The 22915-nt window shown below is 60.4% G+C and carries 20 protein-coding genes; 7 read left to right on the forward strand and 13 right to left on the reverse strand.

Annotation, left to right across the window (positions count from 1 at the left end):
• Window positions 1–26: 26 nt before the first annotated feature.
• From lnt to miaB, 5 genes are all read right to left on the reverse strand, one after another.
• Window positions 27–1550 (reverse strand): apolipoprotein N-acyltransferase, encoded by a 1524-nt coding sequence (lnt, locus tag IB250_RS19920; RefSeq protein ID WP_192345320.1) that lies wholly within the window; start codon window positions 1548–1550, stop codon window positions 27–29.
• A 15-nt stretch (window positions 1551–1565) separates the two neighbouring features.
• Window positions 1566–2405, reverse strand: a complete 840-nt coding sequence (locus IB250_RS19925; protein WP_007894419.1) for an HlyC/CorC family transporter — start codon at window positions 2403–2405, stop codon at window positions 1566–1568.
• A 5-nt stretch (window positions 2406–2410) separates the two neighbouring features.
• The gene (gene ybeY, locus IB250_RS19930; RefSeq protein WP_052967417.1) at window positions 2411–2905 is read right to left on the reverse strand and encodes an rRNA maturation RNase YbeY; all 495 of its coding nucleotides are present in this window, start codon (window positions 2903–2905) and stop codon (window positions 2411–2413) included.
• Window positions 2898–3914 carry a PhoH family protein gene (locus IB250_RS19935; RefSeq protein WP_123498577.1) on the reverse strand — a complete coding sequence of 339 codons (1017 nt, stop codon included), beginning with the start codon at window positions 3912–3914 and terminating at the stop codon, window positions 2898–2900. Before IB250_RS19935 ends, ybeY begins: the two co-directional genes overlap by 8 nt.
• Before the next feature lie 214 nt (window positions 3915–4128).
• Window positions 4129–5457, reverse strand: coding sequence for a tRNA (N6-isopentenyl adenosine(37)-C2)-methylthiotransferase MiaB (miaB, locus tag IB250_RS19940; protein ID WP_032830243.1), 1329 nt, complete (start codon window positions 5455–5457; stop codon window positions 4129–4131).
• Between the two features lie 134 nt (window positions 5458–5591).
• Between miaB and IB250_RS19945 the strand changes: the two genes are divergently transcribed.
• Complete coding sequence (locus IB250_RS19945; RefSeq protein ID WP_007894425.1) at window positions 5592–5921, forward strand: DUF1820 family protein; 330 nt, start codon at window positions 5592–5594, stop codon at window positions 5919–5921.
• 112 nt (window positions 5922–6033) lie between these two features.
• Here IB250_RS19945 and IB250_RS19950 read toward each other — a convergent pair whose 3' ends face one another.
• The 4 genes from IB250_RS19950 to IB250_RS19965 form a co-directional block, all read right to left on the reverse strand.
• Window positions 6034–6588: a tetratricopeptide repeat protein gene (locus IB250_RS19950; RefSeq protein ID WP_008070087.1), complete on the reverse strand. Its 555-nt coding sequence runs from the start codon at window positions 6586–6588 to the stop codon at window positions 6034–6036.
• A 225-nt stretch (window positions 6589–6813) separates the two neighbouring features.
• Complete coding sequence (hemL, locus tag IB250_RS19955; protein ID WP_007894429.1) at window positions 6814–8097, reverse strand: glutamate-1-semialdehyde 2,1-aminomutase; 1284 nt, start codon at window positions 8095–8097, stop codon at window positions 6814–6816.
• A 17-nt stretch (window positions 8098–8114) separates the two neighbouring features.
• The gene (thiE, locus tag IB250_RS19960) at window positions 8115–8738 is read right to left on the reverse strand and encodes a thiamine phosphate synthase (protein ID WP_123498585.1); all 624 of its coding nucleotides are present in this window, start codon (window positions 8736–8738) and stop codon (window positions 8115–8117) included.
• A gap of 18 nt (window positions 8739–8756) precedes the next feature.
• Complete coding sequence (locus IB250_RS19965) at window positions 8757–9554, reverse strand: hydroxymethylpyrimidine/phosphomethylpyrimidine kinase (protein WP_008012635.1); 798 nt, start codon at window positions 9552–9554, stop codon at window positions 8757–8759.
• 439 nt (window positions 9555–9993) lie between these two features.
• On the opposite strand from IB250_RS19965, the gene IB250_RS19970 reads away from it, so the two are divergent.
• The 4 genes from IB250_RS19970 (at window position 9994) to IB250_RS19985 (ending at window position 16458) form a co-directional block, all read left to right on the forward strand.
• Window positions 9994–12378, forward strand: a complete 2385-nt coding sequence (locus IB250_RS19970) for a hybrid sensor histidine kinase/response regulator (RefSeq protein ID WP_192345321.1) — start codon at window positions 9994–9996, stop codon at window positions 12376–12378.
• Between the two features lie 75 nt (window positions 12379–12453).
• Entirely contained in the window at window positions 12454–14103 is a 1650-nt protein-coding gene (locus IB250_RS19975; protein ID WP_192345322.1) for an acyl-CoA dehydrogenase family protein, read from the forward strand.
• 148 nt (window positions 14104–14251) lie between these two features.
• Window positions 14252–15751 (forward strand): AMP nucleosidase, encoded by a 1500-nt coding sequence (gene amn / locus IB250_RS19980; protein ID WP_162130612.1) that lies wholly within the window; start codon window positions 14252–14254, stop codon window positions 15749–15751.
• 71 nt (window positions 15752–15822) lie between these two features.
• Window positions 15823–16458, forward strand: a complete 636-nt coding sequence (locus tag IB250_RS19985; protein ID WP_225603657.1) for a pseudouridine synthase — start codon at window positions 15823–15825, stop codon at window positions 16456–16458.
• On the opposite strand, the gene IB250_RS19990 is transcribed toward IB250_RS19985, so the two are convergent.
• On the reverse strand, window positions 16453–16662 hold the full coding sequence (locus IB250_RS19990; RefSeq protein ID WP_007894445.1) for a DUF2788 domain-containing protein: 210 nt from the start codon (window positions 16660–16662) through the stop codon (window positions 16453–16455). The genes IB250_RS19985 and IB250_RS19990 overlap by 6 nt on opposite strands.
• Window positions 16663–16849: 187 nt before the next feature.
• Window positions 16850–17329: an Lrp/AsnC family transcriptional regulator gene (locus IB250_RS19995; RefSeq protein ID WP_007894448.1), complete on the reverse strand. Its 480-nt coding sequence runs from the start codon at window positions 17327–17329 to the stop codon at window positions 16850–16852.
• Window positions 17330–17764: 435 nt separating this feature from the next.
• Here IB250_RS19995 and IB250_RS20000 point away from each other — a divergent pair, with 435 nt between their 5' ends.
• Complete coding sequence (locus tag IB250_RS20000) at window positions 17765–18763, forward strand: DUF6515 family protein (RefSeq protein WP_192345323.1); 999 nt, start codon at window positions 17765–17767, stop codon at window positions 18761–18763.
• Here the strand turns inward: IB250_RS20000 and IB250_RS20005 are convergent.
• Both IB250_RS20005 and IB250_RS20010 read right to left on the reverse strand, forming a co-directional pair.
• Window positions 18757–19653, reverse strand: a complete 897-nt coding sequence (locus tag IB250_RS20005; RefSeq protein WP_192345324.1) for a cation diffusion facilitator family transporter — start codon at window positions 19651–19653, stop codon at window positions 18757–18759. The two genes, IB250_RS20000 and IB250_RS20005, sit on opposite strands and share 7 nt — an antisense overlap.
• A gap of 29 nt (window positions 19654–19682) precedes the next feature.
• On the reverse strand, window positions 19683–20102 hold the full coding sequence (locus IB250_RS20010) for a polyribonucleotide nucleotidyltransferase (RefSeq protein ID WP_192345325.1): 420 nt from the start codon (window positions 20100–20102) through the stop codon (window positions 19683–19685).
• Window positions 20103–20199: 97 nt separating this feature from the next.
• On the opposite strand from IB250_RS20010, the gene hrpB reads away from it, so the two are divergent.
• Window positions 20200–22701, forward strand: a complete 2502-nt coding sequence (gene hrpB, locus IB250_RS20015) for an ATP-dependent helicase HrpB (protein WP_192345326.1) — start codon at window positions 20200–20202, stop codon at window positions 22699–22701.
• The last annotated feature ends 214 nt before the right edge of the window (window positions 22702–22915 follow it).

The following is a 22915-nucleotide window of genomic DNA, read 5'->3' on the forward strand; positions in this document are numbered from 1 at the left end:
TTGGGGCGGGCTTGCTCGCGAAGCTTTTAAACGGTCTTCGCCATCCGGTTGGCCACCAGCGCCCAACCAAATAACAACACGCTAATGATGATCAACGGCCACGAACGCCATTGCAGGTACGGCGTCAGGTTGTGCATTGGCACCACTTCGCCATACAGAATGCCTTGTTCGAACTGCGGGATCTGCACAGTGATCTGGCCAAACGGGTTGATCAGGCCGGTCACGCCGTTGTTGGTGGCGCGGATCATCCAGCGGCCGGCTTCAAGTGCGCGCATCTGCGCCATCTGCAAGTGTTGCAGCGGGCCGATCGAGGTGCCGAACCAGGTGTCGTTACTGATGGTCAGCAGCAAATCGCTACGGGCAGCGAGGCTGGCTGCGAATTCCGGGTAGACCACTTCGTAGCAGATGAACGGCGCAATCTGATAACCCTTGGCTTGCAGCAGCGCTTGATCGGCCGGCCCACGGGCAAAGTCGGACATCGGCAGGTCGAAGAAAGCGATCAGGCCGCGCAAGACTTCTTGCAGTGGCACGTATTCGCCGAACGGCACCAGTTTCTGCTTCAGGTAAGTGCCATCGCCTTCACCGACGACGGTAATGCCGTTGAAATAGCGCTTCTCGTGATGGAGTTCCTGGCGAATCGGCACGCCAGTGATCAACGCGGATTTACGCTCGGCGGCGAAACTTCCCATCATGTTCAGATAGCCCTCGGCGGACTCCTTGAGCACCGGGACCGCCGTTTCCGGCCAGATCAGCAGGTCGACGCGTTTGGAACTGAAACTCATGTCGCGGTACAGCGCCAGCTGCGCATTGAGCTGCGAGGGGTCCCACTTCATGCTTTGTTCGATGTTGCCCTGAATCGCCGCGACGCTCAGTGGTGCGCCTGCCGGGCTGGTCCAGGCATGTTCCTTGAGCGCCATGCCGGCCAACCATGGGCCTGCCAGCAGTAACACGCCGACAGCGATGAAGCCTTTACGGCCAGTGCGTACCAGGCGCGCAGCGTTGTAGATCAGCGCAGCCGTCAGGGCCAGGGTGAAGGAGATCAGCCACATTCCGCCGACCGGCGCGAGCCCGGCCAATGGGCCGTCGAGTTGGCTATAACCGGAATAGAGCCATGGGAAACCGGTAAGGAACCAGCCGCGAAAGGCTTCCTGACCCACCCACAACGCCGCAAATGCCAAGGCATCGGCCAGCGGCGCTTCGTTACGGCGCAGCCAGCGCGCCCAAATCCAGGCGGGCAGGGCGAAGAACCAGGCAATCGCCGCGGTGAACAGCAGCATCAAGAATCCGGCCAGCAGCACCGAGGCGCCACCAAAGTTATGGATGCTGTAGTAGATCCAGCTAGTGCCCGCGGCAAACAGGCCGAAACCGAAACACCAGCCACGGCCCAAGGCCTGACGGGGGTTCAGTTCACGCAAAGCGGCGTAAAAGAAACCGACCGCCAGCAATGCCAGCGGCCAGATATCGAACGGCGCCAAGGCCAGAGTGGTGAGTGCACCGGCCGCCATGGCCAGCGAATTACCGGGCCAGCCGGGGCGGGTCATCCAGTGCATTTCTTTCCTTAATTTTTACCGGGCAATAGGTGTCAGACGCAGCAAGTGAATCCGACGACTGTCGGCGTTCAGGATGCGGAAGCGATAGGCGCCGATTTCAGTGATTTCGTTGCGTTTTGGCAAGTGCCCGAACGCGCTCATCACCAAGCCACCAACGGTGTCGAATTCATCGTCGGAGAATTCGCTGTCGAAGAACTCGTTGAAGTTATCGATTGGCGTCAGGGCCTTGATCAGGAAGTCACCGCTGGGCAGCGGCTTGATGTAGCTGTCTTCTTCGACGTCGTGCTCGTCTTCGATGTCGCCGACGATCTGTTCCAGCACGTCTTCGATGGTCACCAGACCGGCCACGCCGCCGTATTCGTCAATGACGATGGCCATGTGGTTATGGTTGGCGCGAAACTCGCGCAGCAGCACATTCAGGCGCTTGGACTCGGGCACGAACGTAGCCGGGCGCAGCAGGTCCTTGATGTTGAAGCTGTCGCCGTTTTCCTTGAGGATCAACGGCAACAAGTCCTTGGCCAGCAACACACCCATCACGTCATCGTGGCTTTCGCCGATCACCGGGTAGCGGGAGTGGGCCGAGTCGACCACGGCCGGCAGGAACTCGCGAGGTGTCTGGGTCGCCTTGATGCTGATCATCTGCGAGCGCGGGACCATGATGTCCCGTACTTGCAGGTCTGCAACCTGGATGGCGCCTTCGACGATGGCCAGCGCTTCGCTGTCCAGCAACTTGTTTTGATGTGCATCGCGCAGCAGCTCCAGCAGCTCCTGGCGGTTTTTCGGCTCGTGGGCAAAAGCCTGGGTGAGCTTACCCAGCCATGACTTCTGCCCGTTGCTCGATCGATCTTCGCTCATAGCGATTACTCTGAATCCTTTGTTGTTACGATTGGGGATGTGTCTGTTTCGTCGTCCGCATAAGGGTCTGGATGACCCAACTCTGCAAGCAACGTTCGTTCCAGTGCTTCCATTTCTTCGGCTTCATCGTCATCTATATGGTCGTAACCAAGCAGATGCAAGCAGCCGTGAATGACCAGGTGCGCCCAGTGAGCCTTTAATTCCTTGCCTTGTTCCGCCGCTTCGCGCTCCACCACTGCTACGCAGATCACCAGATCGCCGAGCAGGGGAATATCGAGAAACTCATCGGGGACATCGGCCGGAAACGACAAAACGTTGGTGGCGTAGTCTTTCTGCCGCCAGGTGAAGTTCAGTTCGCGGGCTTCCTCTTCGTCGACCAGACGGATGGTCATTTCGGAGTCGGCAGTACGCTGGCGCAGGGCCAGTTCGCACCATTGTCGGAATTCGGCTTCGCTTGGGGCAGACGCTTCGGTAGCCAGTTGCAGGTCAAGCTCAAGCATCGGGGCGAGTGTCCTTGGGAGAGGGCTTCGCCGTTTCGTCGGCTGTGCGATTTTCGAAGCGCTCATAGGCCTCGACAATGCGTTGCACCAACGGATGGCGCACCACGTCCTTGGGCATGAAGTGGGTGAAGCTGATCCCCGGAACGTCTTTGAGCACCTCGATCACATGATGCAGCCCGGATTTGGTGCCTTTCGGCAGGTCGACCTGGGTGATGTCACCGGTGATGACCGCAGTGGAGCCGAAGCCGATGCGGGTCAGGAACATCTTCATCTGTTCGACGGTGGTGTTCTGGCTTTCGTCGAGGATGATGAAACTGTTGTTCAGCGTACGACCGCGCATGTAGGCCAGTGGCGCGACTTCGATCACTTGACGCTCGATCAGCTTGGCCACGTATTCGAAGCCGAGCATTTCGTAGAGCGCGTCGTAGAGCGGGCGCAGGTACGGATCGATCTTTTGCGACAGATCACCCGGCAGGAAGCCGAGCTTTTCGCCCGCTTCAACCGCCGGACGAACCAGCAGAATACGGCGAATCTGCTCGCGTTCCAGCGCATCTACCGCGCAGGCAACGGCCAGATAGGTCTTGCCGGTACCGGCCGGGCCGATGCCGAAGTTGATGTCGTTACCGAGGATTTCCTTCACATAGCGCACCTGATTCAAGCCGCGAGGGCGAATCATGCCTTTCTTGGTGCGCAAGGCGACGGACGGTTCGGCGGGGGAGTGGTTGTCCAGTTCCTCGACGGCCGATTCCTGCAGGAACAGGTGAACCATGTCTGGCGACAGCTCGGTACCTTTGGTTTCCCGGTACAAGCGGCGCAGAAGGTTTTCCGCGGAGGTGGTGTGCTTGGGCTCGCCGATCAGTTCGAACTGATTTCCGCGGTTGCGGATCTCGATCGCGAGGCGCTGTTCGATCAAGCGCAGATGCTCGTCGAATTGCCCGCACAGATTGGCGAAGCGGCGAGCTTCAAAAGGCTCGAGGATGAAACGATGTGGTTCTATGGGTGCGTTCAAGGTCGTATTTAGCCGCCCTGGGGCAATTATGATGAATCAAGGATAGCGCCAGTCGCCTGGGTACGAAAGCTCTTAAACCGACCAATGTGATTCATGGTCTGACGCGATCTCTGTGGGAGCGGGCTTGCTCGCGAAGAGGGAGTGTCAGTCGACATTAGTGTGGCTGACACACCGCTTTCGCGAGCAAGCCCGCTCCCACAAGGGGAATACGGTGTTATTGGATCAGCGAGCCCCGCAGCGAGTGCGGTTGCGCGGCATCGATGTGCACGTCGGCGAACTGGCCGATCAGGGTCGGATTGTCGCAGCGGAAGTTGACGATACGATTATTCTCGGTCCGGCCTTGCAGTTCACCGGGGTCTTTTTTCGAATAATCGGTGACCAGAATCCGCTGAATGGAGCCCACCATTTGTCGGCTGATCTCGAAACCTTGCTGGTTCAGGCGATGTTGCAGGGCGTTCAAACGTTCTTTTTTCAGTTCTTCCGGCGTTTCGTCGGCCAGATCGGCGGCCGGCGTGCCCGGACGCTGGCTATAGACGAACGAGTAGGAAAAGTCGAAACCGACGTCTTCGATCAGCTTCATGGTCTGTTCGAAGTCTTTTTCGGTCTCGCCCGGGAAACCGACGATGAAGTCAGAACTGATGCAGATCCCCGGCACGGCAGCCCGCAACTTGCGCAGTTTGGATTTGTACTCCAGTGCGGTGTGGTTGCGTTTCATCGCCGCGAGGATCCGGTCGGAACCCGATTGCACTGGCAAATGCAGGTGTTTCACCAGCTCCGGCACGTCGGCGTGGGCCTGGATCAGGCTGTCGGAGAATTCCAGCGGGTGCGAGGTGGTGTAGCGAATCCGGTCGATGCCATCGACAGCGGCTACTACCCGGATCAATTCCGCCAGATCAGCCAGGCGCCCATCGTGAGTGGTGCCGCGATAACCGTTGACGTTCTGCCCCAGCAAGGTCACTTCGCGCACGCCGTTTTCGGCCAGGTGAATGATCTCGGCAATCACGTCGTCGAACGGTCGGCTGACTTCTTCACCGCGCGTATAAGGCACCACGCAGAAGGTGCAGTACTTGCTGCAGCCTTCCATGACCGACACGTAAGCGCTCGGCCCGTCGATGCGCGGCTCGGGCAAGTGGTCGAATTTTTCGATTTCCGGGAACGAGACGTCGACTTGCGGCAGTTTGGTCAGGCGCGCGGCGTCGATCATTTCCGGCAGGCGGTGCAGGGTCTGCGGGCCGAATACCACGTCCACGTACGGAGCGCGATCACGGATGGCCGCGCCTTCCTGGCTGGCCACGCAGCCGCCGACGGCGATGACCATTTCCGGGTTAGCCAGTTTCAATTCGCGCCAGCGACCCAGCTGGGAATACACCCGGTCCTGGGCGCGTTCGCGGATCGAGCAGGTGTTGAGCAGGATCACGTCGGCGTCTTCAGCGCGAGCGGTGACTTCCAGGGCCTGGTGTTCACCCAGCAGATCGACCATGCGCGAGCTGTCGTACTCGTTCATCTGGCAACCGTGGGTTTCGATGTAAAGCTTCTTGGCCATGGATAGAGTCATCACGTGATTCAAAGAACCGCGCATTATAGGGAACATGCACCAAGGTTCCTACCGTTGCGCGTCCGGTGGCTATGCTATAGTTCGCGCCCTCATTTTTATCCCCGATGTGTTACCCGCCCACCATGACCAAACGTGAAGCTCCAATCTACAAGGTGATTTTCCTCAACCAAGGCCAGGTGTACGAAATGTACGCCAAGCAGATCTATCAAAGTGATCTGTGGGGCTTCCTGGAAGTGGAAGAGTTCGTCTTTGGCGAGCGCACGCAAGTGGTCGTCGATCCGAGCGAAGAGAAGCTCAAGGCTCAGTTCGAAGGCGTTGTACGCAGTTTTGTACCGATGCATTCGATCGTGCGCATCGACGAGGTCGAGCGCTTGGGCACACCGAAAATCAGCGAAGCCCGTGGCGCGGTCGGCAATGTCATGCCGTTTCCGATGCCGATGCCTGAGAAGTAGTCTTCAAGACCGAGCCGCTCCCTTCGCGGGCAAGCCTCGCTCCTACAGGCCCGCGCTGCCCTTGTAGGAGCGAGGCTTGCCCGCGAAGAGGCCAGAAAGACCAACGCAGAATTCAGGGCAGTGGCGAAAACGGCGTACGCCCATCGGCGCTCTGCAATTCCATCAGGTATTTACGGAAAATTTGCCCCAGTACCTGGGTAGCGACTTCCAGATCTTCGCGGGGCATTTTTTCGGCGACTTCGTCGGCGGTGTCCAGCGCCTCTTCGGCGCCGTTGACCGCGGCCATTTTCAGCACGATATACGCCTGAACGTTATTGGCCGGTACGCCTTCGCCATGGAAGAACATGGTGCCAAGTTTGAATTGCGCCTGGGCGTGGCCTTGCAGCGAGGCCTTTTCGAAGTAGCTCAGGGCTTGATTGAGGTCGCGCGGCGCGTTTTTGCCGTCGTAGTAGAACTCACCCAACTCGTATTGCGCTTGCGCATCCCCTTCATCCGACGCTTTCTGACAGGCAGCGAGCGCTTGCGTCAGGTCTTGCGGCTGAGTATTGAGGGTGCAGCGACCCATCGCCGGGATCAACAACGAGTTTCCGCCTGCTTGTGCGAGCGCGAGCAGGGGCTGAAGGAGCAACAGGCAGCCCAATGCAAGGGTGCGGCCGGTGCGGTTCATGGGAATCGACTTACCTCTGAGGGGCGCGTGGACCCATCGAGGGGATCCAATAAGCGCGCATTATGAAATAAGCAGGGCCAACCTTACAAAGTCTTTACTCGTTTTTCTGCTGCGCGGGGAATATATCGCCCACTTTGCGGGGAATTATTGGCAGATGAACAGGAAAAAGGGTGCGGATGTAGGTGAAAGCTGACGTTGGCAATGGCCAACGTCAGCGTTGCAGCTTTATTTCAATGCGGCGAATGCACGCTCGGCGGCGTCCAGTGTCAGTTTCAACTCGGTTTCACCGTGGGCGATCGAGGTGAAACCGGCTTCGAAGGCGCTTGGCGCCAGGTACACGCCGCCTTCGAGCATCAGGTGGAAGAAACGCCCGAACAGGCCGGCGTCGCTGGCCATCACGTCATCGAAGGTCACGATGTCGTCGGCGCCGCTGAAGTACAGACCGAACATGCCGCCGGCCTGAGTGGTCACGAACGGAATGCCGGCGGCGTCGGCGCGCTGTTGCAGACCATCAAGCAGACGGCTGGTGTAGTCGCTCAGCTCGGCGTGGAAACCAGGACGACTGATCAGGCGCAGCGTGGTCAGGCCCGCCGCCATCGCCAGCGGGTTACCCGACAACGTGCCGGCCTGGTAGACCGGCCCCAGTGGCGCGATTTGCTCCATGATCTTGCGTTTGCCGCCGAAGCAGCCAACCGGCATGCCGCCACCGATGATCTTGCCGAAGGTGCTCAGGTCCGGCGTGACGCCGTAGTGGGCTTGGGCACCACCGAGGGCGACACGGAAACCGGTCATCACTTCGTCGAAAATCAGCACCACGCCGTGCTTGTCGCACAGGGTCCGCAGGCCTTCAAGGAAGCCCGGTGCCGGCGGTACGCAGTTCATGTTGCCGGCCACGGGCTCGACGATGATGCAGGCCACGTCCTGGCCGACTTCGGCGAGCATGGTTGCAACCGCGTCGATGTCGTTGAACGGCAGGGTCAGGGTGTGTTTGGCGAACGCCGCCGGTACACCGGCCGAACTTGGTACGCCTTGGGTCAGGGCGCCGGAACCGGCCTTGACCAGCAGGCTGTCGGAGTGGCCGTGGTAGCAGCCTTCGAACTTGATGATGCTGTCACGGCCGGTAAAGCCACGGGCCAGACGGATGGCGCTCATGGTCGCTTCGGTGCCGGAGCTGACCATGCGCACCATTTCCATCGACGGCACGATCGAGCAGACCAGATCGGCCATTTCGGTTTCCATCGCGGTCGGGGCGCCGTAGGACAGGCCGTGTTCCAGCTGTTTGCGCACCGCGTCCAGCACGTCCGGATGGCTGTGGCCGAGAATCATCGGCCCCCAGGAACCGACGTAATCCACATAGCGCTTGTCATCTTCGTCGGTGACGTAGGCGCCTTCGGCGTGTTTGAAGAACAGCGGCGTGCCGCCAACACTCTTGAACGCACGAACAGGCGAGTTCACGCCTCCGGGAATGTGTTTTTGGGCATTGGCAAACAGGGTTTCGGAACGAGACATGATCGGGCTCTCAAAAATCAGGATTTGAACAATTCGTTAAAGGCGCGGGCGCGGCGTGTCACTTCAGCCGGGCTGTCGGCGCCAAACAGGCCATGCACCACCGCCAGCAAGTCGACCCCGTGGGCCACCAGTGGCGCAGCGTTGTCCAGCGTGATGCCGCCGATCGCGCAGATCGGCAGATGCAATTTGCTGCGGGCCTGATCAAGCAGTTCGAGGCCGCAGGCCGGTGCGCCGGGTTTGGTATTGGAATTGAAGAAGCGGCCGAAGGCGACGTAACTGGCGCCTTCTTTGGCGGCTTGTTCGGCGAGTTCGAGTTGCGCATGGCAGGTCGAGCCGATAATGGCCTGACGACCGAGGAGCGCCCGAACCGGCATCAGCGGGCCATCGGTCTGGCCCAGGTGCACGCCGACGTTCAGGCGTGCGGCCAGTTCGGCGTCATCGTTGATGATCAGATGAGTCTTGTAACGTTCGCACAGATCGCGCAGGGCTTCGGCTTCGCGCAGGCGGCGGGCCTCGTCGCTGCTCTTGTCACGGTATTGCAGCAGGGTGACGCCGCCTTCGAGCGCCGCCTCCACGTACGAAAGAAATTTCCCGGCCAGTAACTGGCTGTCGGTAATGGCGTACAGGCCACGTAGTTTCATCGGACAAGCCTCATGGCGTTACGAACAGAAGTCCAGTGGCAAGCGGCGCGGCACGAACTGGCCTTTGCCCAGCTGCTCCGCATCACGCAAGGTGCGCCAAGTGTAGTCAAGCGCGCTCTTCACGGCACTGGCGAGGTGTTCGCCCTGGGCCAGACGACCGGCGAGGGCGCTGGCCAGCGTGCAACCGGAACCGTGATAACTGCCGGGCAGGCGCTGGCAGGTAAAGGTTTCGCGGCGACCGTCGCGGCTGTACAGGCGATTGTGTATTTCGTGTTCGTCGCCATGACCGCCGGTGATCAGCAGGTGTTTGACGAATGGCAGAAGTTTTTCAGCGCACTCGTCCGCGGTGCCTTCGGGCAGTTCGGCGAGAATGCGAGCTTCGGGAAGGTTGGGGGTGGCAATGATCGACAGCGGCAACAGGCGTTCGCGCATGGCGTAGCCGACTTCGTCCTTGCCCAGTCGTCCGCCGCCGCCGGCGCGCAGCACCGGGTCGCAGACCACCGGCAAATGCGGGTGTGCTGAAAGCAGTTCGACCACGGTGTCGACCATTTCCAGGGAGCCGAGCATGCCCAGTTTGACGGCGGCGACTTCGGAGTCATTGAGCACGGCGTTGGCCTGGGCCAACACCCACTCGCGATCGAGAACGCGGAAGTCAGTGACGTTGACGGTGTCTTGCACCGTCAGGGCGGTGACGGCCGGAGCCGCATGACAACCCTGAGCGAGCAGGGCTTCGATATCTGCCTGCAAGCCGGCGCCACCACTAGGGTCGTGGCCGGAGAGACAGAGGACAACGGGGCGAGAGCTGTAGATATTCATGGTGCGCGAGCTTACCACCAAACATGTTTTTTCGGGTGTCGGCCCGTGAACCGTGACGCGGTCCCTGTAGCAGCTGCCGAAGGCTGCGTTCGGCCGCGTAGCGGTCGTCAAGCCTGTGTTCACGGTTAGCCTGATGCACTACGGTGATTGATTTTGCAACGGGCTTCGCCGTTGAACGCAGCCTTCGGCAGCTGCTACAGAGGGATGTGTGCCGGGTACCCTTGTCACAACCTGACCAAGCCAACAGCTCTAACTCAATGTATAGAGCTGGAACGCTTGTTCTAGAGCCTTTTCAGGAAAAATTTCAATGGTGTTCAATGGCCATCAACGGCTATGCTAGAGTGGATCCAAACCAATAACAGGTAATACCGGTTTTACGTCTACTCAAAAGGAATGGGGGGCTTCCTGACAGAACCGGACAGGCCACGCTGGGGCTTAAATGCGCTATTTGCTGATGTTGCTGTTGTGCTTGCCCCTCCTGGCGAGCGCCGTCGAATTCGACGAGTTCACCCAGAGCCTTCCCCTGGGCCGAACGATGCAGGTTTATGAAGACGCGGGCGGTCAGGCGACCATCGCCGATGTCCGTGCGCAAGCGGCGGCCGGGCAGTTCAAGCCTCATGATAAAGCCACCCTGAACGCCGGTTATTCGCGTTCGGCGTTCTGGCTGAAAATCGATTTGCAGTACCGCCCGACCAACCCGTCGGCGCAACGGACCTGGTTGCTGGAACTGGCTTATCCGCCTCTCGATCACCTTGACCTGTACTTGGCCGATGCTGGCGGTGACTATCAATTGGTCCGACAGACCGGCGATGCGTTGCCGTTCGCCACTCGCGAGATCCGCCAGAACAACTATCTGTTTGGTCTGAACTTTGCGCCCGAGCAGGCGCAAACCGTGTATTTGCGCCTGCAAAGCCAAGGCTCGATTCAGGCGCCCGTCACCTTGTGGTCAAGCACCGCTTACCTCGAAGAGCAGCCGGTGCGGCTCTATGTGCTGGGGCTGATTTATGGTGTGTTGCTGGGGATGCTGGTCTACAACCTGTTCATCTTTCTCAGCGTGCGCGACACCAGCTACTTCTATTACATCGTCTATATCGCCTCGTTCGGCTTGTATCAGCTGTCAGTGAATGGCGCGGCCGTGGAGTATTTCTGGCCGAACAACCCCTGGTGGGCCAACGCCGCGACGCCGTTCTTCATCGGCTGTTCGGGATTGTTCGGCAGCCAGTTCGCCCGCAGCTTCTTGCAGACGGCCACCCACAGTCGCTGGCTCGACCGTTTGCTGCTGGCGTTGATTGCGTTCAGTGCGCTGGTGGTCGGGTTGTCATTGATGACCAATTACGCCCTGGCCCTGCGTCTGGCGACGTTGCTGGCGTTGGTTTTCACCGTGGTGATTTTCGCCGCCGGGATTTTCGCCTGGTGGCGTGGCCTGCGGGTCGCGCGGTATTTCATCATTGCCTGGTCGGCGTTCCTGCTCGGTGGTGTGGTCAACACCCTGATGGTGCTGGGTTATTTGCCCAACGTATTCCTGACCATGTACGCCAGCCAGATCGGCTCGGCGATCGAAGTGGCGCTGCTGTCCCTGGCCCTGGCCGATCGCATCAACGCCATGCGCGAGCAACAGGCGCAAACGCTGTTTGATGCCGGTCAGAAGCTCGAAGTGTTGAACCAGCAACTGGCTCACAGCAACAAGCTCAAGGACGAATTCCTCGCCACCCTGACCCACGAACTGCGCACGCCCATGAATGGTGTAATCGGTTCGCTGGAGTTGATGCAAACCGTCGAGATGAACCCTGAGATGGAGCAATATCAGCAAACGGCTGCAGGTTCGGCGCGGGACATGATGCGCATGGTCAACGGCATCCTCACCCTGACCGAATTGCAGGCCGGCAAGCTCAAGGTCTATCCGGACACCTTCAGTTTGCGCGGTGTGGTCGAGGCCTTGCGTCTGCAGTTCGATGGCAATGCGGCGAGCAAGTCGCTGGACTTCAAGGTCGAGGTGACATCCGGGCTGCCGGATCGTTTGCACGGCGACAGCGGCAAGCTGACGCAATGCCTGGAATGCCTGCTGGATAACGCGATCAAATTCACCCGGGTCGGCGGATTGGCGCTGCGGGTGACGGGTAAACCGGTAGCGCCCGATCGGCTGGCGCTGTCCTTTGCGGTGATCGATACCGGCATTGGCTTCACCGATTTGGACGAGGCAACGCTGTATCAACGCTTTTTTCAGGTCGACGGCTCGATGACCCGTGAATACGGTGGTTTGGGTGTTGGCCTGGCCATTTGTCGGCAACTGGTCGAATTGCTCGGCGGGCGCCTGAGCCATCGCTCGGAACCGGGTCGCGGCAGTCGCTTTCAACTGGACGTCGAGTTCGAGCTGCCGTTGCCGGTGGTGGAATCTGCACCCGCAATCACCCGGCAAACCACCGGCCTGCGTTTGCCTCAGGACTGCACGGTGTTGCTGGTCGATGACAACAGCATCAATCAATTGGTGATGCGTGGCATGTTGCTCAAGCTTGGGTTCCGCGTGCGCACCGCTGACAGCGGCGTCGCGGCGCTCGATCTCTTGCAGCGTGAAACCGTTGATGCGGCGCTGCTCCACTGTCAGCTGCCGCCACTGGATGGCGTCTCGATCTGCGGTCGGATCCGCGCCTTGCCGGGTTGTGCCGAGTTACCCGTGTTCATGATCGCCCAGAGTGCGGATCGAGCCTACTGCCCAAGCGACACCTTGCTCGACTACCTGAGCAAACCGGTGAAATTCGAAGATTTACAGGCGGCGCTCTATCGGCGGGTGCTCTGTCCAGGGCAAGGCGAAAGCGCCGACAGTTAGGCAGATATGCCACTTTGTTCAACCTCGGGGCGGTGCTTAACTGAAAGTCCCTTGGCTGACCAAAGGAGCCCCGTCATGAACCTGCATCAGTTCGCCGAAACCCACGAAGTCACCAATCAGCCGCCGTCGCTGGACGGCGCCAACCTCTATCGCATCGACCTGCCTTTGCAGGAGTGGTCGCGGCGTTTCGATGCCGGTTGGGCCGAGTCGCGAATTGACGCTTATGGCGCATTGGCCGGCGGACGGCTGATGGAGGCGGGGTTTGCGGCCAATCAGAACAAACCGGTGTTCGTCAGTCATGACCGTTACGGTCATCGCATCGATCTGGTGGAGTTTCATCCCGCCTACCACGAATTGATGCGCACGGCGGTGGAGCATGGCCTGACAAGCTTGCCCTGGACCGACCCGCAATCGGGCGCCCATGTTGCCCGTGCATCCATGACCTATTTACACAGTCAGGCTGAAGCCGGCAGTGGTTGCCCGTTGACCATGACCTTCGCCAGCGTCCCGGCGATGCGCCTGCAACCGGATCTGGCCAAACAATGGCTGCCGAAAATCCTCGCCACCGAATACGACCCGCGCAACGTCGGTATGGCCCACAAGGCCGGGGTCACCATCGGTATGGCCATGACCGAGAAACAGGGCGGCACCGACGTGCGGGCCAACACCACCAAGGCGTATCCGGTCGGCGCCAGTGGCCCGGGCCAGGCGTATGAACTGGTGGGCCACAAGTGGTTCTGTTCGGCGCCGATGTGCGACGCCTTCCTGACCCTGGCCCAGACCGACAAAGGCTTGACCTGTTTCCTGCTGCCGCGTCATCGCCCGGACGACACACGCAATCAGTTCTACATACAGCGGCTGAAGAACAAGCTCGGCAACTGGTCCAATGCCTCCAGCGAGGTGGAGTTCCGCGGCGCCCTGGCCTGGATGGTCGGCGAAGAGGGCCGGGGTGTTCCAACCATCATCGAAATGGTTGCCATGACCCGCTTCGATTGCATGGTCGGCTCCAGTGCGCTGATGCGCCAGGCCCTGACCCAGGCCAGCCATCACTGCGCCCACCGCAAGGTCGCAGGCAAATTGCTTAGCGAGCAACCCTTGATGCAAAACGTGCTGGCCGACCTGGCCCTGGAAAGCGAAGCGGCGTTGGCTTTGAGTTTGCGCATGGGCCGGGCGCTGGATCATCTGGATGACGATCACGAAGCGAAATTCGCCCGACTGGTGACGGCGGTGGGCAAGTACTGGATCTGCAAACGCGCGCCCGCGATGATCAATGAGGCTGCCGAATGCATGGGCGGCGCCGGTTATGTCGAAGAAAGCATCCTGCCGCGTCTGTACCGTGAGGCCCCGGTCAACTCGACGTGGGAAGGTTCCGGCAACGTGCAATGCCTCGACGTGCTGAGAGCGCTGTCGAAAGAGCCGGGCGTGCTCGATGTGTTGTTCAGCGAGTTGGGCGACGGTCATGGCGACAAACGTCTGGCGGCGCACATCAGCCAATTGCAGGCGGCGTTCAAGGACACCGACGACATTCAATACCGCGCCCGCCAGCTCACCGAAGACATTGCCTTGGGGCTTCAGGCCAAGTTGTTGCTGGAGGCGGGGAATGCGGCGGTCAGTGATGCTTTTATCGCCAGCCGTCTGGGTTCGGCCGGTCGGGTGTATGGAACATTGCCGCGCGGGCTGGATGTGGAAGCGATTGTTGCCCGGTCGACGCCGCAAGGATTCTGACCACTCCTTTGTGATCGACGCAAATAAATGTGGGAGCGGGCTTGCTCGCGAATGCGGCCTGTCAGTCAACATCATTGTTGAATGATAAACCGCATTCGCGAGCAAGCCCGCTCCCACAGGGTTCCCGTGAAGCGATGATGCAGGCAAGATGAAGGTCTGCAAGTCAGAACACAGGAAGCTGATCGTGACCGAAGCGTTTATTGTCGTTCAAACCGCCGAGCAAGCCGTGGATCGGCTTGCTGCCTTGCACGAGCGTGCAACCACCGCGCTGAATCAGGCGCTCAAGCGTTATCTCAAGGATCGCGTCGAACCGGACGCTGAACAGCGGGCTCTGTTTCGTTATCCCGAGTTGCGTCTGACCTACCTTTGCCAGGGCGAAGTCCCACAGACCACTCGCGCCTATGCCAAGGTTCAATTGCCGGGGACCTACAGCGTCACCGTCACTCATCCGGCAGCCTTCCGTAAGTACCTGCTGGAACAACTCGTCCCGTTGATGCACGACTTCACCGTGACCGTGGAAGTCGGCGTCAGCCAGCAGAACATTCCTTATCCGTACGTGGTCGAGCAGGGCGATGAGCTGGCCGGTTCCGGCGTTACGGCGGCGGTGCTGGCGCGAGTGTTCCCGAGTACGGATTTGTCGGCCGCCACCGATGGCATCGCCGATGGCTTGTACGACTGGGAAAACACCGACCCGTTGCCACTGGCCCTGTTCGACGCCGCGCGGGTGGACTTCTCCCTGCGCCGACTGGTGCATTACACCGGCAGCGACTGGCGCCATGTGCAGCCGTGGATTCTGCTGACCAACTACCACCGCTACGTCGACCAGTTCATCGTTCATGGCCTGGAGCAACTGCGCAACGACCCGCGTTTTGTGCGCATGGTGTTGCCCGGTAACGTGATCATCGAAAAGGGCATGGACCACGGCGAGGCGTCGGCGATTGCCGCGGGCGTGGTCTGGCACCGTTACCAGATGCCGGCCTATCACCTGATCGCCAGCGACGGCCATGGCGTGACCCTGGTGAACATTGGCGTCGGCCCGTCCAACGCCAAGAACATCACCGACCACCTGGCGGTACTGCGTCCGCATTGCTGGCTGATGATTGGTCACTGTGGCGGCTTGCGTCAGTCGCAGACCATTGGCGACTACGTGCTGGCCCACGCTTACATGCGTCGCGACGGGATTCTCGATCGCGTCGTGCCGCCGAACATTCCGATTCCGGCCCTGGCTGAAGTGCAGATGGCGTTGCAGCAAGCGGCGGCCAACATCACCGGTGAGAAGGGCGACGAGCTGAAGAAGCGCCTGCGCACCGGCACCGTGCTGACCTATGACGACCGTAACTGGGAGCTGCGCTGGGCGCAGGAGCGTCCGCTGATCAACCTGTCCCGCGCCGTTGCGGTGGACATGGAAAGCGGCACCATCGCCGCGCAGGGTTACCGCTTGCGGGTGCCATACGGCACGTTGCTCTGCGTATCGGATAAACCGTTGCACAGCGAAATCAAACTGCCGGGTTCGGCCAACGCTTTCTATGAGCGCGCGGTCAGCCAGCACTTGAAGATCGGCATCGAAGCGGTGGATCTGTTGCGCACCGAACTCAACTCGCTGCACTCGCGCAAACTGCGCAGCTTCGACGAGCCGCCGTTCCGCTGATTGTTCTCATGGTCATTTGATGGTCAGGGCACTAGCATTGGCAGCCCTGACCGTTAGATGTTCTTTTCGCCATGCCTCGTCCACCTCGTCCCGTCTCTCGTCGCCCTGGCGCGAACAACCCGCAATCAGCCCCGCGCCGTGTCGCCAAAGCGCCGCCGGCCGAGCCGAAGCTGATTCTGTTCAACAAACCTTTTGATGTGCTGACGCAATTCAGCGACGGCGAAGGGCGGGCGACGCTCAAGGACTTCATCGAGATTCCGGGAATCTACCCGGCAGGGCGGCTGGACCGCGACAGCGAAGGCTTGCTGTTGCTGACCAACGACGGCCAGCTTCAGGCGCGAATTGCCGACCCGAAACACAAATTGGCCAAGACTTACTGGGTGCAAGTAGAAGGCGAACCAACCACTGAGCAGTTGCAGCGATTGCGCGATGGCGTCGAGCTGAACGACGGTATGACGTTGCCGGCCGAAGCGCGGCAATTGGATGAGCCTGAGCTGTGGCCGCGCAACCCGCCAGTGCGCTTTCGTAAAAGCGTGCCGACCAGTTGGCTGGAACTGGTGATTCGCGAAGGCCGCAACCGTCAGGTACGACGCATGACCGCGGCGGTCGGCTTGCCGACGTTGCGTCTGGTGCGGGTCAGAATCGGTGACTGGACGATCGAGGGGCTCGATCAAGGCCAGTGGAAGGAAGTGCCGGCGCGCTTATAGAGTGCCGGATTCGATCAGGCCGATGACCACGCTTTTGATCACGAACGCGGCCACGCCCAGCCCCAGTACGAAGAACAGAATGAACGAGCCGAAGCGCCCGGCCTTGGATTTTTTCGCCAGATCCCAGACGATGAAACCCATGAAAATGATCAGGATGCTGACCAGTCCAGTCATCATCCACTCTTCGAGTACTGCAGGATCCATTGAACATCTCCAGCGTGGGCGGGGCTAAAAGGCGCTGGAGTATACGCCACGACGAATTGGCGGAGTATTGACCTGCGTCGGTGTGTCGCAGTCATTCGTCGCCTGTTCCGGCGCCTTCGCGAGCAAGCCCGCTCCCACATTTGGAATGCATTCCCCTGTGGGAGCGGGCTTGCTCGCGAAGGCGTCCTCAGCTGCGCAGATGAGTCAGCGGCAACTCGGTACTGTTGAGCACCTGATTAAGCACAAAACTCGACCGCACACTGGTCACCCCTTCAATCCGGGTGAGATGCCCCAGCAGCAGTTTCTGATAGTGATCCATGTCCGGCACCACCACCTTGAGCTGATAATCGGCATCCATCCCCGTCACCAGGCTGCATTCCAGCACCTGCGGCAAGGTGCGAATGGCGGCTTCGAAGTTCTCGAAACGCTCGGGAGTATGGCGGTCCATGCCGATCAGCACGTAGGCGGTCAGGCTCAGGCCGAGCATCTTGCGGTCCAGCAGGGCGACCTGGCGGGTGATGTAACCGTCGTCTTCCAGCTGCTTGACCCGCCGCGAGCAAGGCGAAGGCGACAGGCCGATGCGTTCGGCCAGCTCCTGATTGGAGATGCGCGCGTCGCGCTGTAATTCAGCCAAAATGCTCAGGTCGTATCGGTCGAGTTTGCTCATCAATCAGGCCTTTGTCATAACTATTGCGGCGGATTATCTATCCTGAGTTAAAAATTGCGCAAGTGATGTTTATTTGAGCAATCTTCGCAATCCTCTGCCGGTGCTCCGGGCCTATTCTTATCACCAGAATCACTGCTCGGACAAACAGTCCAGTGCGGCTCGCCCAATCAGGCCAGCTGCGGTCGCCACCCCCACCAGGGATGTGTTGACCCCCGAGCTACACACTGTCCAGAAGACGGCGTGAGGTGAGCCGACGTCATAAGCGTCGAGCACGGACGAAGTTCTCAAAGGGAGGCCGACGGGTCTCCCTTTTTTCTTGCCCGGAATTTATGGGCGACCCTCAATAAATAAGTTGCGTGACTGATAACCTGTTGCAGAACCGGCCTGTGCTTTCCCAGTCTTACGTACAGGCCCTAACCCGCAGTGAGGAAAAGCATGAAGTCGCGCATCTGGCGTTTGGCCGGTGTTGGTTTGCTATGTGTGAGTGTCACTGCGCAATCGCTGGCCGATGAGCCGCAAATCCGTGGGCCTGATGGCGGCCAACGCGGGCCGGATCATCAGGGCAAAGGTCAGGGGCATGACGGTAACAATCAGTCACACCGGCAGAACAACGAAATCATTCGTGGTGACAACAGCCGCCAGTTCGAACCCCACGACCAGAATCAGGGCGGCGAGCGTCAGAACCGTCCGTCGCACGATCCCAATGTTCAGGGCCGACCGCCGCAACAACCCGGTAACAATCTGCCGATCCAGGGCCGGCCCGACACCGTGCGCCAGACCCAGGAACCCCGGCGTGGCTACTATCAGGACGAGCAGCCGCGCAACTATGACAACCAGCACTGGCAGAGTGGCGGGCAGGGCTCACGTCATGATGATCGTCGCTGGCCCGGTCGCCCGGATGGGCGCGGCAATGGCTGGGGCCCCGGCCCACAGTATCGCCCGGGGTACGTGATCGACCGCTTCCCGGAGCGCAACTACCGCGTGCCGTATCGTGGCCAGGATTATTTCTATTCCGGTGGTTATTGGTATCGCCCGCAAGGCCCGCGTTACGTGGTGGTTCAGCCACCTCGCGGGATTCGGGTCAGCTACTTGCCCGATTACGCGCGTGAAGTGTGGATTGGCGGTGCGTTGTTGTTCCTGGCGGCCGGCGCGTATTACGCCTATCAGGAGAGCACTCGGGATTACGTCGTGGTCGAACCACCGGTGCAGCCGCAACCGGTGAGCAGTGGTTATGACGTGGTGGCGTATCCGGCCAACGGCCAGTCGCCGGAGGAGGTCAGTCGGGACGGTTACGAGTGTTATCGCTGGGCCGTGGAGCAGAGCGGTCTCGATCCGCGTGCCGTCACCTACCAACCGGCCCCGTCGGTGGTGCAAGTCTACCGACAGGCCCAGGGCAACTGCCTGAGCAGTCGCGGTTATCAGGTGAGCTACTGAGCCTTGGCGGCTTTCACCACTTCCTGCGGGTCGGCGTGCACCAGCACTTCGGCTCGCGGATAAGCGGCGTGAATCGCATCGGCGGCTTGATCGCTGATGCCGTGGGCGACTGACAGCGTCAGCTCCCCCGGCAATTCCAGATGCAATTGCACAAACCACTGGTTGCCGGAGATTCGTGTGCGCAGGTCGTGGGCGCCCAAAACCCCCGGCACGCTGCAGGCCAGTTCGAGCATGTGCTGGCTGACATCCGGCGGCAGCTCTTCATCCATCAGCACCGCAAAGCTTTCCCGGGCGATATGAATGGCGCTCCAGAGGATGTAGGCGGCGATCCCTAACCCAAACCAGGGGTCGACTTGATGCCAACCAAACCCGGCCAGCACCAGCGCCACCAGAATGCTGCCGTTGAGCAGCAGGTCTGAGCGGTAATGCAGGGAGTCGGCACTCACGGCGTTGGAACCGGTAGCCTTGATCACCCGATGCTGCAACATAAGCAGGGCCACGGTCAGGGCGAGGGAAAACACAATCACCCCGATGCTGAGCCACGCAGCACCTATCGGCTCCGGATGTTTCAACCGTTCGATCGCCTGCAAGGCAATCAGCACCGCACTGCCACCAATGAACAGCGCCTGAGCCATGCCCGCCAATGATTCGGCCTTGCCATGCCCGTACCGATGATCGTCGTCGGCCGGGCGCAAGGCGTAATGCACAGCCAGCAGATTGAGCAGCGAGCTGACGCCATCGAGTGCTGAGTCGGTCAGCCCGGCGAGCATGCTCACCGAACCGCTCAACCACCAGGCGATGGCTTTGGCGACGATCAAGATGCACGCCACCGCCACCGAGGCGCGCGTCGCCAGCCGCAGCAGGCGGGCGTGTTCGGTAGGGGTAGTCATCAGTGCTGTGATTCCTTCAAATGCACGAATTATGCAGCCGGTTGCAGGCCGAACATGGCCAGTTGCTGGGTGCTTCCCTTGTGCTGGATCAGACGCGGATCGTCCAGCGGGAAGCTGCGGCCCAGTTCACTTTCCAGAATAGTCTGCAACTTGTGGTTATCGACCTTGCCGTCGGCGCCGATGGCTTCCTTGAGTTTTTCCGGGGCCACCTGAGCAGTGCGGCCCGGTTCGAAGTAAATGGCGCCCGTGGCGAAGTCCACCGCAAAGGCGATCAGGCCTGGGATGATGTAAAACAGCAGGCCCACGGCATCCAGCGCGGCGATGGCCGGGTCGATCTTGCCGTCAATCTGACCGCGACGATCCGGGTAGAAAATCGAGCCGCAGGCGGTCACCTGGGTCAGCAAAGTTGCGACCAATACACCGCCGATCAAGCGAAAGGGAGCACGCATATGAAATCTCCTGGGTTATCTGGAAACGAAGCATCGTCGATATGAATTAGGACCGCGCCGAACGCCGTTATACTCGGCCCTCTGTTTGGGAGCCAGCATGATTTCTTTGCCGATTGATGAAGTTTTACCCGCCCTGCGTGAAGCCCTCGCTACACGCCACGAAGCCGTGCTCGAAGCGCCGCCCGGCGCCGGTAAAACCACCCGCGTGCCCTTGGCCTTGCTCAACGAGCCATGGCTGGCCGGGCAGACCATTCTGATGCTCGAACCGCGCCGGTTGGCTGCGCGGGCGGCGGCGGAGCGGTTGGCCAGTGAGCTGGGTGAGAAGGTTGGCGAAACCGTTGGCTACCGCATTCGTCTCGACAGCAAAGTCGGCCCCGACACCCGCATCGAAGTGGTCACTGAAGGTATCCTCACCCGGCGCTTGCAAGACGACCCGGCGCTCGAAGGCGTGGGCCTGCTGATCTTTGACGAATTCCACGAGCGCAGTCTCGACGCCGATCTGGCGTTGGCCCTGAGCCTCAATGGCCGCGAGTTGTTTCGCGACGACCAACCGCTGAAAATTCTGTTGATGTCGGCAACCCTGGAAGGTGAACGCCTGGCCGGGTTGCTCGATGATGCGCCGATCCTGCGCAGCGAAGGTCGCATGTACCCGGTGGCGATGCGTTGGGGGCGACCGTTTCAGCCAGGTGAATTTATCGAGCCAAGGGTGGTGCAGACCATTCTCGACGCGCTGAACGATGAGACCGGCAGCCTGCTGGTGTTCCTGCCGGGGCAGGCGGAAATTCGTCGGGTGCATCAACAACTCGCCGATGCGCTGGGCGATAGCACACAGGTGTTGCTCTGCCCGTTGCATGGCGAACTGGATCTGACGGCGCAGCGTGCGGCGATCGATCCGGCGCCCGCCGGCAAACGCAAAGTGGTGCTGGCGACCAACATCGCCGAGACCAGCCTGACCATCAACGGAGTGCGCGTGGTGATCGATGCCGGGCTGGCGCGAGTGCCTCGTTTCGATCCCGGCAGCGGCATGACGCGCCTGGATACTCAGCGGATTTCCAAAGCCAGCGCCACGCAGCGCGCAGGTCGGGCAGGGCGTTTGGAGCCCGGCGTGTGTTATCGCCTGTGGTCGCAGGATCAGCATGAGCAACTGGCGGCTTACGCCAGTGCGGAAATTCTCTCGGCGGACCTCGCCGGACTGGCCTTGCAACTGGGTCGTTGGGGCGTGACGCCGGGGCAGTTGGTTTGGCTCGATGTCCCTCCGGCAGCAGCTTATGCACAGGCTCAAGATCTGCTTGAACGTTTGGGCGCGCTGGAGGGCGAGGCGCTGACCCGTCACGGTCAGGCCATGGCTGAACTGCCGGCCCATCCACGGATCGCTCATTTGCTGTTACGTGGCCAGGCGCTCGATCTCGCCGACATGGCCTGCGATGTCGCGGCATTACTCGGTGAGCGGGATATCTTGCGTGGTGCCGGGGCGGATCTGCACAGCCGATTGGTGCTGTTGTCCGGCGAAGAACGGGCTGCTCGTGGTGTCCAGGGTGGTGTTCAACGGGCTCGGCAACTGTCGCGGCAGTATCGCGGTTATCTGCGGGGCAAAGCGTCGGAGCCGGTCAGCGATCCTGAACATCCGCGCTGGCTCGGCGCGTTGCTGGCGTTGGCTTATCCCGACCGGGTTGCGCAACAGCGTCGTGCCGGTGGCGCGGAGTATCGTCTGGCCAACGGTCGTGCAGCGTTGTTCGCCGAGGCAGACAGCCTGATGAAGCAACCGTGGCTGGTGATCGCTGATCTGGGCAGTCGCCAGGGCCAGCGTGAAGAACGGATTTATCTGGCGACGGATTTCGATCCGGCGTTGTTCGATTCGGTGCTGGCCGAGCAGGTGCGTTGCGTCGATCAACTGGATTGGGATGAGCGCGAAGGCGTGCTGCGGGCCGAGCGTCAGCGCAAGGTCGGCGAATTGATCCTCAGCCGCGAACCGCTGACCGGGCTCGATGAAAGCGCTCGCAGTCAGGCGTTGGTGAATCTGGTGCGGCGTAAAGGTCTGGAGCTGTTGCCGTGGACTCCGGAACTGCGTCAGTGGCAGGCACGAGTTGCGTTGTTGCGTCAGTTGGATCTCGGCAGTAAGGAGCAGAGTGAATGGCCGGATGTCAGCGACGCAGCACTGCTCAAAAGTCTCGAACACTGGTTGATGCCGTATCTGGGCAAGGTCTCGCGACTCAGTCACTTCGCCAATCTGGACCTGTCGAGCATCGTTCATAACCTGTTGCCGTGGCCGCTGCCGCAACGGCTCGAAGAACTTGCACCGCATCATTTGAGCGTGCCGTCGGGTTCATCGATTCGTCTGGATTACAGCGAACAGCCGCCGATTCTGGCGGTGCGTTTGCAGGAGTTGTTCGGCCTGGCCGAGACGCCGCGCATTGCCGGTGGCCGGCAAGTGGTCAAGCTGCACCTCCTGTCTCCGGCACGGCGGCCGGTGCAGGTGACGCAGGATCTGGCGAACTTCTGGCGCAGTACGTATGCCGAGGTGAAGAAGGATTTGAAGGGACGGTATCCGAAGCTATTCCATAAGCTTGATCCATGGGTTGAATCGCTTAACAAAAAATGATTGACGTTGTCCGTCGGATGCTTACCCCGTAACGCTTGCCATTGACGGTTTCAAGGTGTGCAGTTTCGGAAAATTTGGGTGCTTCCCTCATGGCGACGGAGGGAGCGTAGGCCAATTGCTAAGCCTGATGCTCACGAAAAGATTGCCATGGTCCATCGGTGTAGTGCACGACTGGAGGATCTCGATCCAAGGCGCCTGACGGTTACGTTGCACC

The organism is Pseudomonas sp. PDM09 (genome assembly GCF_014852305.1).
Classification (GTDB): domain Bacteria; phylum Pseudomonadota; class Gammaproteobacteria; order Pseudomonadales; family Pseudomonadaceae; genus Aquipseudomonas.

What these genes read in the sequence shown, in the direction of transcription:
- lnt (WP_192345320.1), bottom strand. Translation starts at nt 1,550, where the DNA reads ATGCACTGGATGACCCGCCCCGGCTGGCCCGGTAATTCGCTGGCCATG.
- IB250_RS19925 (WP_007894419.1), bottom strand. Translation starts at nt 2,405, where the DNA reads ATGAGCGAAGATCGATCGAGCAACGGGCAGAAGTCATGGCTGGGTAAG.
- ybeY (WP_052967417.1), bottom strand. Translation starts at nt 2,905, where the DNA reads ATGCTTGAGCTTGACCTGCAACTGGCTACCGAAGCGTCTGCCCCAAGC.
- miaB (WP_032830243.1), bottom strand. Translation starts at nt 5,457, where the DNA reads ATGGCCAAGAAGCTTTACATCGAAACCCACGGTTGCCAGATGAACGAG.
- IB250_RS19945 (WP_007894425.1), top strand. Translation starts at nt 5,592, where the DNA reads ATGACCAAACGTGAAGCTCCAATCTACAAGGTGATTTTCCTCAACCAA.
- IB250_RS19950 (WP_008070087.1), bottom strand. Translation starts at nt 6,588, where the DNA reads ATGAACCGCACCGGCCGCACCCTTGCATTGGGCTGCCTGTTGCTCCTT.
- hemL (WP_007894429.1), bottom strand. Translation starts at nt 8,097, where the DNA reads ATGTCTCGTTCCGAAACCCTGTTTGCCAATGCCCAAAAACACATTCCC.
- thiE (WP_123498585.1), bottom strand. Translation starts at nt 8,738, where the DNA reads ATGAAACTACGTGGCCTGTACGCCATTACCGACAGCCAGTTACTGGCC.
- IB250_RS19965 (WP_008012635.1), bottom strand. Translation starts at nt 9,554, where the DNA reads ATGAATATCTACAGCTCTCGCCCCGTTGTCCTCTGTCTCTCCGGCCAC.
- IB250_RS19970 (WP_192345321.1), top strand. Translation starts at nt 9,994, where the DNA reads ATGCGCTATTTGCTGATGTTGCTGTTGTGCTTGCCCCTCCTGGCGAGC.
- IB250_RS19975 (WP_192345322.1), top strand. Translation starts at nt 12,454, where the DNA reads ATGAACCTGCATCAGTTCGCCGAAACCCACGAAGTCACCAATCAGCCG.
- amn (WP_162130612.1), top strand. Translation starts at nt 14,252, where the DNA reads ATGAAGGTCTGCAAGTCAGAACACAGGAAGCTGATCGTGACCGAAGCG.
- IB250_RS19985 (WP_225603657.1), top strand. Translation starts at nt 15,823, where the DNA reads ATGCCTCGTCCACCTCGTCCCGTCTCTCGTCGCCCTGGCGCGAACAAC.
- IB250_RS19990 (WP_007894445.1), bottom strand. Translation starts at nt 16,662, where the DNA reads ATGGATCCTGCAGTACTCGAAGAGTGGATGATGACTGGACTGGTCAGC.
- IB250_RS19995 (WP_007894448.1), bottom strand. Translation starts at nt 17,329, where the DNA reads ATGAGCAAACTCGACCGATACGACCTGAGCATTTTGGCTGAATTACAG.
- IB250_RS20000 (WP_192345323.1), top strand. Translation starts at nt 17,765, where the DNA reads ATGAAGTCGCGCATCTGGCGTTTGGCCGGTGTTGGTTTGCTATGTGTG.
- IB250_RS20005 (WP_192345324.1), bottom strand. Translation starts at nt 19,653, where the DNA reads ATGACTACCCCTACCGAACACGCCCGCCTGCTGCGGCTGGCGACGCGC.
- IB250_RS20010 (WP_192345325.1), bottom strand. Translation starts at nt 20,102, where the DNA reads ATGCGTGCTCCCTTTCGCTTGATCGGCGGTGTATTGGTCGCAACTTTG.
- hrpB (WP_192345326.1), top strand. Translation starts at nt 20,200, where the DNA reads ATGATTTCTTTGCCGATTGATGAAGTTTTACCCGCCCTGCGTGAAGCC.